At 71.9% G+C, this 7,092-nt stretch carries 11 protein-coding genes; 6 read left to right on the top strand and 5 right to left on the bottom strand.

The window, feature by feature from the left end; all coding sequences use genetic code 11:
* The first annotated feature begins 178 nt into the window (after window positions 1–178).
* From ND747_RS17630 to ND747_RS17620, 3 genes are read left to right on the top strand one after another with little or no spacing between them, the layout of a single operon-like run.
* Complete coding sequence (locus ND747_RS17630; protein WP_251734702.1) at window positions 179–598, top strand: DUF4395 domain-containing protein; 420 nt, start codon at window positions 179–181, stop codon at window positions 596–598.
* On the top strand, window positions 595–1,428 hold the full coding sequence (locus ND747_RS17625; RefSeq protein ID WP_251734701.1) for a sulfurtransferase: 834 nt from the start codon (window positions 595–597) through the stop codon (window positions 1,426–1,428). Before ND747_RS17630 ends, ND747_RS17625 begins: the two co-directional genes overlap by 4 nt.
* Window positions 1,429–1,431: 3 nt before the next feature.
* Complete coding sequence (locus ND747_RS17620; protein WP_285900691.1) at window positions 1,432–1,731, top strand: DUF1416 domain-containing protein; 300 nt, start codon at window positions 1,432–1,434, stop codon at window positions 1,729–1,731.
* Window positions 1,732–1,837: 106 nt separating this feature from the next.
* Here ND747_RS17620 and ND747_RS17615 read toward each other — a convergent pair whose 3' ends face one another.
* A complete protein-coding gene (locus tag ND747_RS17615) occupies window positions 1,838–1,996 on the bottom strand; it encodes a hypothetical protein (RefSeq protein WP_251734699.1) in 159 nt (52 codons plus the stop codon).
* 272 nt (window positions 1,997–2,268) lie between these two features.
* Entirely contained in the window at window positions 2,269–2,631 is a 363-nt protein-coding gene (locus ND747_RS17610; RefSeq protein WP_251734698.1) for a DsrE family protein, read from the bottom strand.
* Here ND747_RS17610 and ND747_RS17605 point away from each other — a divergent pair.
* Both ND747_RS17605 and ND747_RS17600 read left to right on the top strand, forming a co-directional pair.
* A complete protein-coding gene (locus tag ND747_RS17605; protein WP_251734697.1) occupies window positions 2,612–2,803 on the top strand; it encodes a hypothetical protein in 192 nt (63 codons plus the stop codon). The two genes, ND747_RS17610 and ND747_RS17605, sit on opposite strands and share 20 nt — an antisense overlap.
* A complete protein-coding gene (locus ND747_RS17600) occupies window positions 2,800–3,357 on the top strand; it encodes an FABP family protein (protein WP_251734696.1) in 558 nt (185 codons plus the stop codon). Before ND747_RS17605 ends, ND747_RS17600 begins: the two co-directional genes overlap by 4 nt.
* 11 nt (window positions 3,358–3,368) lie before the next feature.
* On the opposite strand, the gene ND747_RS17595 is transcribed toward ND747_RS17600, so the two are convergent.
* A complete protein-coding gene (locus ND747_RS17595; protein ID WP_251734695.1) occupies window positions 3,369–3,863 on the bottom strand; it encodes a YbjN domain-containing protein in 495 nt (164 codons plus the stop codon).
* 87 nt (window positions 3,864–3,950) lie between these two features.
* Complete coding sequence (mshA, locus tag ND747_RS17590) at window positions 3,951–5,219, bottom strand: D-inositol-3-phosphate glycosyltransferase (RefSeq protein ID WP_251734732.1); 1,269 nt, start codon at window positions 5,217–5,219, stop codon at window positions 3,951–3,953.
* A gap of 461 nt (window positions 5,220–5,680) precedes the next feature.
* On the opposite strand from mshA, the gene ND747_RS17585 reads away from it, so the two are divergent.
* On the top strand, window positions 5,681–6,544 hold the full coding sequence (locus ND747_RS17585) for a class I SAM-dependent methyltransferase (RefSeq protein WP_251734694.1): 864 nt from the start codon (window positions 5,681–5,683) through the stop codon (window positions 6,542–6,544).
* Here the strand turns inward: ND747_RS17585 and ND747_RS17580 are convergent.
* The gene (locus tag ND747_RS17580; protein ID WP_251734693.1) at window positions 6,510–7,034 is read right to left on the bottom strand and encodes an O-acetyl-ADP-ribose deacetylase; all 525 of its coding nucleotides are present in this window, start codon (window positions 7,032–7,034) and stop codon (window positions 6,510–6,512) included. The genes ND747_RS17585 and ND747_RS17580 overlap by 35 nt on opposite strands.
* Window positions 7,035–7,092 lie beyond the last annotated feature (58 nt).

Genomic DNA, 7,092 nt, shown 5'->3' with positions numbered 1-7,092 from the left:
GGGGGGGGGGGGGGGGGGGGGGGGCGGTGGGGGCGGGGGGCGGGGGGGGGGGGGGGGGGGGCGGGCGCCCCCCCCCCCCCCCCCCCCCCCCGGACAGGTCCAGTCCGATGTTCAGGTCCTGGCGATCGGACTCTGGCGATCGGGTTCTGATGATCAGGAACAGTCAAGGAGAACTCCGGTGGTAGATCCTCGCGGTATGCGGTTCACCGCGGCCGTGTCCACGGTGGTGCTTGCCATCGTGCTGCTCACGGGCAGCGGGTGGCTCCTTCTCGGGCAGACGGTGGTCTTCGCGATCGGGGCCGCCGCCGGTGTGCGGTACGCGCCCTACGCCCTGGTGTTCCGTCGCCTGATCCGTCCTCGGCTGGCGCCGCCGGCCGTCATGGAAGACGCCGCCGCTCCCCGTTTCGCCCAGCTCGTGGGCGGGGTCTTCGGGGTGGTGGGGGTGATCGGGTTCCTGTCCGGGGTCTGGGCGCTGGGTCTCGTGGTCACCGCCCTCGCCTTTGTGGCAGCCTTTCTCAACGCGGCGTTCGAGTTCTGTCTCGGCTGCCACATGTACGTGTTCTTCCGTTCGGTCAGCGTGAAAGGGGCGCGGGGATGAGCCGCGAACAGGTTCTGGTCGACGCCGCATGGGTCGAAGCGCACAGCGCGGACCCCAAGGTCGTTCTGATCGAGGTCGACGAGGATGTCTCCGCCTACGATCGTGGACATATTCCGGGTGCGGTCCGTCTCGACTGGAAGTCGGAGCTACAGGATCCGGTCATCCGGGATTTCGTCGACAAGGAGCAGTTCGAACAGCTGCTGTCGGCCAAGGGCGTCGCCGTTGACGACACCGTCGTCCTCTACGGCGGAAACAACAACTGGTTCGCGGCCTACGCCTACTGGTACTTCACCCTGTACGGTCACAGCGACGTCCGACTGCTCGACGGCGGGCGCAAGAAGTGGGAGCTCGACGGCCGGGAGCTGACCGCCGAGGTCACCCCTCGTCCGGCGACGACCTACACCGCCCGCGAGCCGCGTACCGACATCCGGGCCTTTCGCGAGGAGGTCATCGCCGCGATCGGCGAGAAGGTCCTCATCGACGTCCGCTCGCCCGACGAGTTCTCCGGCCGGCTGCTCGCGCCCGCCCACCTGCCCCAGGAACAGTCCCAGCGGGCCGGACACATCCCGACGGCGAAGAACATCCCGTGGGCGAGGACGGCGAACGAGGACGGCACCTTCCGCAGCGACGATCAGCTGACCGCGCTGTACGCCGAGGCCGGTGTCGACCTGTCCGCCGAGATCATCGCCTACTGCCGCATCGGGGAACGGTCCGCGCACACCTGGTTCGCGCTGCATGAGCTGTTGGGGCTCGCTGGCGTGAAGAACTACGACGGCTCGTGGACCGAGTACGGCTCATTGGTCGGCGTGCCGATCGAGAAGGGGGCGTGAACCATGTGCGGCGCAACGAGTGGTGGACCGTCAGTGGAGGGAATTGACGTGGCCAGGGAAACCGTGATCCAGGGCGTCGTGGTGCGCGACGGCGAGCCGGTGTCTAGCGGGTACGCCCGTCTGCTCGACGAGAGCGGCGACTTCACCGCGGAGGTCCCGCTGTCCGCGACCGGGCAGTTCCGCTTCTTCGCCCGCCCCGGTCAGTGGACCGTGCGGGCCCTGGTGCCCGGTGCGAGCGGGGAGCGCACGGTCGTCGCCCGGCAGGGTGAGCCGGTGGATGCCCAGGTCGACGTCGCGGCCTGAGCCCGTTGGTCGTTCCGCCACGGCAAAGAGGACAGCGGGTCGAGATACCCGCTGTCCTCTTGTTCTTTCGGCCCTTTTTTGCGGTTTCTGCGTTCCGTGGGTGGGTTCAGTGGCGTACCCGGCTGCCCCGGTCCAGCCGGGTGGCCGTGCCCGTCGGGCGGGACGGCTGCGGTCGGCCCGCCTCGATCGGCATCGTCGTCGGCGCCGCGAAGTGCATCGGCCCGATCGTGAAACAGCGCAGCCCGTTCTCCCGGGCGAAGGCCAAGGCCGATCTGCGATCCGGGAAGGGTGCAATGATACGACGGACTGTACGCTGCCCGGCCGCCGCGAACAGCACTACAGCGAAGAGTACGTCGGACTCAGTCATCATGAGATCAGGAAAGCGCATCCAGTGGCCCGTTAACGGCGGTTTCACGTGCTCCGATCGTGGTCTGTTGTTGCGGCTGCGGTGTCCTGTGCGGTGCGCTCCTGCAAGGGCGTGACGGTCTTTCGGCTGGTCCGGCCGTCCCCACCGGCCTGCCCCACGGGCTGCGGACGTCAGTAGACGAGGGCCTGGACACCGTCCGCGAGGATCTCGTCGACGAACGAGGCCGCGCCCGCGATCCGAATGCCGGGCAGGACGTCCTGCGGACCGAACGAACGGCGTGCCGCGCACTGGGTGCACACGGTGATCCGTCCGCCGGCGAGGATGGCGTCGAGCAGATCGGGCAGCGGCGCGGACTCGGCCAGGTCGAACTGGGCGGCCCGACCGGGCAGCGCGAACCAGGCCGACTCGCCGGTGAGCCACAGCGAGACGTCGGCGCCGGCGGCGACCGCGACGGCCGCCACCGTGAAGGCCTGCGAGCAGCGTTCCGGCGCGTCCGTGCCGGCGGTGGCCTTGATGACGAGAGATCGGGTCACCGGCCAAGTCTGCCCGATCGGGCGCGCCCGGCGCACGACCGCTGCGGGCGGCCCGACTAGGCTGCGCAGCGTGTTGCACTACTTCTTCACCGGGCTCCTGGTGGCGATGTGCGTTCTGATCGCCTGGTTCGCCGGCTATGTGGTCTACAAGCTGTACGAGGTGCAGCGGTGAGCGCCCAGGGCCCGGGTCGGCGGCGGGCGGGAGGTGTCGTGGATCTGCATCCGAGTCTGGTGCCGTTGGCGTTTCTGGTCGGGACCTGGCGGGGGGAGGGGGTCGGCGGCTACGAGGGGCTCGACGGCTTCCACTACGGGCAGGAGATCACCTTCGCCGCGGACGGACGCCCCGCCCTCGGGTACGTCTCGCACACCTGGTGGGCCGACGAGCCGCGGGACGGTCGGGAGCCGGGTAGTCCGCTGGCGACCGAGACCGGCTTCTGGCGGGTCCAGCCGGGCGAGGACGCGGCGCCGGTCGTCGAGGTCACGCTCGCCCATCCGTTCGGCATCGCCGAGATCTACGTCGGCAGTGTCACCGGCACCCGGATCGAACTCGACCACAACGTCCTGATCCGGACGGCGACCGCCCGGGACGTCACCCGGTCGATCCGCCTGTACGGCATCGTCGAGGGTGGCGACCTCGCCTACGCCATCGACATGGAGGCCGGCGCCAAGCCGATGCAGTCCCACCTGTCCGCCCGCCTCACGCGGGTCGGCAGCGCCGACGCCTAGGGCGCTGCCGATCAGGTGGGCCTGATGGCGCCGCCGGCGTCCGCGGCGAGCTTGGCCCGCCAGGCCTTCTCGCGCTCGATGGCGGAGGCGAAACCAAGGGCGATCGCGGGGTCGAAGTTCTCGTCCGCATAGGTGCCCACGCAGCCGAGGATCCGGTCGATCTCCTCGGCGGACACGGCGGCCAGCGGCACCTGGCCGGTGAGGAAGACGTCACCGACCCGGTCGATGGAGAAGTGCACGCCGTAGGTGCGCGCGTTGCGCCCGAGCAGGAAGGCGTAGGTGCCGGCGGCGTTCTCGGCCGGTGCACGCATGAAGAATGCCTCGACCAGCAGGGTGTGGTCCTGCACGACGAGCCAGGTCATCGTGCGCAGCTTGTGCTCGCCCTCCAGGGTGACCAGGAACGAGCCGGTGCCGACGTGTTCGAAGGCGAGCTCGAGGTCAGCGAGGGCGGTCGTGATCAGGGCGTCGAGCCGTTCGCGCTCGGGCGCGTCGATGGGTGCCGTCATGGCGCGGTTCCTCCCCGCTCGTCGCGGCTGTGAAGCCGGATCCGATCCAACCGGATCCGATCCTCGCATGCCTGCGGCGCGGCAGGCTCAGACGGCGACGGCCGTGGGGTGCAGCGCGTGCTGGTAGCTGCGCAGCACTCCGCGGGCTGTGGCCGACCAGCCGAAACCGGCGGCCCGCTCGACCGCTCCGGCTGCCAGCCGGGCCCGCAGCCGTGGCTGGCGCAGCAGGCGGTCGAGCGCGTCGGCGTAACGGAGTGGATCATGGTCCGGTACGAGTAGACCGGAGACGCCGTCGGCCACCGCCGTGCGCAGCCCGCCGACCGCGGCGGCCACCACCGGTGTGCCGCAGGCCTGGGCCTCAAGGGCGACCAGGCCGAAGCTCTCGCTGTGACTGGGCACGACCACCGCGTCGGCCGCCCGGTACCAGTGCACCAGCTCGGGTTGCGGGGCCGGTGGCTGGAACCGGACGAGATCGGAGATGCCCAGGTCCGCCGCCAGTTTCACCAGCGCATCGGGCTGCTCGAGGCCCGTGCCGCTCGGGCCGCCGACCACGGCGACCGTCAGCCGGGCGCGGCGGCTCGGATCGCGGCGCAGCAGCTCGGCGGTGGCGTGCAGCAGGATGTCGGGCGCCTTCAACGGCTGGATGCGCCCGACGAACAGCAGCAGCTCACCGTCCGGCTCGAGGCCGAGCCGCATCCGCGACCGGGCCCGCGACACGGTGGTGTCCCCGGGCCGGACGGCAGCGGTGCCGCCCGTGCCGCCCGGATGGAAGACGGTCAGGTCGACGCCGGGGGCGACGACGTCCACGTGTTCGGGAGCCGCGCCGTAGAGATTGATCAGATGGGCGCGTTCCTCGGCGGTGGAGGCGATCAGCCGGGTGGCGTCGGCGACGACCTCCTGCTCACCGTGTAGCCGCCCGGCGGGTTCGGGCCGGTCGCCGGCGGCGAGCGCATCGTTCTTGACCTTCGCGAGGGTGTGCGAGGTGTGCACGAACGGCACACCCCAGCGTCGCGCGACCGCCCGCGCGACCTGCCCGGACAGCCAGTAGTGCGAGTGGATGAGGTCGAACCAGCCCGGCTCGTGCCCGGCCTCGGCGCGCAGCACGTCCGCGGTGAAGGCGCACAGCCAGGCCGGCAGGTCCTCGCGGCGGACCTCCTCGAACGGTCCGGCGTCGACGTGGCGCACCGTCACGCCCGGCGCGAGCTGCGCCGTTGCCGGCACCCGGCTGCTGACGGCGCGGGTGAACACCTCGACCTCGACGCCGAGTTCCGCCAGCTGTCGGGACAGCTCCACCACGTAGACGTTGAGGCCGCCGGCGTCGCCGGTGCCCGGCTGCTCCAGCGGCGAGGTGTGCATCGACAGCACCGCCACCCGCCGCGGGCGGGCCGCTCGGCCCCCCTCGCCGCGGATGAGACGCACGGCGCACCCCCGCCCCGCGGCGCCCACGGCACCGTCCCCGTCCGGGGGCACTTGCCGTATTCGCCTTGGACGACCATCGTTGCTGTGGACCGACACGAGAACCACCGTTCTACCCGTCCGGTTGTCCGGTCAACTGGTCGGCCGTGGGCCGACCCGTCTTCGCGTACCGGGACCCTCCCGGTCACTGCAGGTCAACGCGGTCCGGTCGCGCAGTGTGCCGGGTCGATCGTCACAATCCTGTAACGAATCAGACGTCGCGGCGGCCACCGGTCGGCCCGAAGGAGCGTGCGAGGCAGCGGCGGGGGAGCCCTGTCCGGCTCTGACCTGCTCCTGTCGGCGCCACTGGCTTCCGACGTGCCCCGTCCCGGGCAGCCGGGGCGATCTGGGACGCTGGGCGGATGGTGAATCCCCGCGGTGGGCGCCTCGCCGCGGGCCGCGCTCGTGCCCTTGGTCTGCCTACCCGGGGGACGACGGCGCCGAACCGGCTGCGCCGGGTCGACCGCTGGCTCGCCGATGCGGCCGGCCCGCTGCTGCGGGGTAGCGCCGATCCGCTGGTCGTCGACCTGGGCTTCGGGTCGTCCCCGGTGACGACGGTCGAGCTGTACCAGCGGCTGCGCGTCGTGTGCCCGCGGGTGCGGGTCGTCGGCCTCGAACTCGACCTGGCGCGGGTGGCGGCAGCGCGCCCGGCGGCCCGACCACCGGGGCTGACCTTCGACCACGGCGGGTTCGGGCTGGTCGCGCAGGCCGGCCGGCCGGTGCTGATCCGGGCGCTGAACGTGCTGCGTCAGTACCCGGAGCCGGCGGTAGCCGGGGCGTGGCTGACCATGACAGGTCTGCTCGCCCCCGGCGGCCTGCTCGTCGAGGGCACCTGCGACGAGCTCGGCCGGCGGGCCTGCTGGTTCGGTCGCCCGGCCGGCACCGCCGCACCGCCGTGGCTGGCCGCCGTCGGTCGGATCCCGGCCGGGCCGACCCTGACGCTGGCCGCGCACCTGCCGAGTCTGCGTCAGCCGTCCGAGCTTGCCGAGCGGCTGCCCAAGACCCTGATCACCCGCAATGTGCCGGGTGAGAACGTCCACCGGCTGTTCGAGGCCCTGGATCACGCCTGGGCGCGGGCGGCTGCACGGGCGGTGTTCTCGCCGCGGCAACGCTGGATCGCCGCGGTCGGTGACCTGCGCATGCAGGGCTTCCCCATCCGCGGGGACGTGCGGCGCTGGCGGCTCGGAGAGCTCACCGTGGACTGGCCGCTGCCAGCGCCGCGGTGAACGCCTGGTGGGCACGCGCATCGAACAGGACGAACCGGACGTCGCGCACGCTCGTCGTCGCGGCCAGCACACTCGTCACCGCGAGCCGGGCGGCGTCGTCCAGCGGCCATCCGTATGCTCCGGCGCTCACGGCCGGAAAGGCCACCTCGACCGCGCCCAGCTCGTCGGCGACCCGCAGCGCCGAGACGTAGGCCGAGCGCAGCAGAGCGGAACGATCCTCACGCCGGTCGTAGATCGGCCCGACCACGTGGATGACGTGGCGCGCCGGCAGCCGTCCGGCGGTCGTCGCCACCGCCTGGCCGGTCGGCAGGCCCTGCGGCAGGGTCGTGCGGCGCAGCTCACGGCAGGCGGCGAGGATCTCGGGGCCGCCGGCGGCGTGGATCGCCCCGTCCACGCCGCCGCCGCCGAGCAGGCTGTTGTTCGCCGCATTGACGATCGCGTCGATCGTGACCATGGTGATGTCACCCTGTTGCAGGCTTACGCGCACCATGCCCCCAGTATCGCGGGTGGGCCGGTGCCGCGGGTGGGCCGGCGGGGACATGGCCGTC

This window comes from Frankia sp. R82 (assembly GCF_023716925.1).
Classification (GTDB): domain Bacteria; phylum Actinomycetota; class Actinomycetes; order Frankiales; family Frankiaceae; genus Frankia.
Note: the sequence above shows the minus strand (reverse complement) of the source record. Positions and strands in the feature narration are given on the sequence as shown.

Excerpts from the sequence above, each read along its gene's own strand:
- ND747_RS17580 (WP_251734693.1), bottom strand. The coding sequence starts at position 7,034 with ATGGTGCGCGTAAGCCTGCAACAGGGTGACATCACCATGGTCACGATC.
- ND747_RS17605 (WP_251734697.1), top strand. The coding sequence starts at position 2,612 with ATGACGAGAGATCGGGTCACCGGCCAAGTCTGCCCGATCGGGCGCGCC.
- mshA (WP_251734732.1), bottom strand. The coding sequence starts at position 5,219 with ATGCACACCTCGCCGCTGGAGCAGCCGGGCACCGGCGACGCCGGCGGC.
- ND747_RS17625 (WP_251734701.1), top strand. The coding sequence starts at position 595 with ATGAGCCGCGAACAGGTTCTGGTCGACGCCGCATGGGTCGAAGCGCAC.
- ND747_RS17595 (WP_251734695.1), bottom strand. The coding sequence starts at position 3,863 with ATGACGGCACCCATCGACGCGCCCGAGCGCGAACGGCTCGACGCCCTG.
- ND747_RS17620 (WP_285900691.1), top strand. The coding sequence starts at position 1,432 with ATGTGCGGCGCAACGAGTGGTGGACCGTCAGTGGAGGGAATTGACGTG.
- ND747_RS17585 (WP_251734694.1), top strand. The coding sequence starts at position 5,681 with ATGGTGAATCCCCGCGGTGGGCGCCTCGCCGCGGGCCGCGCTCGTGCC.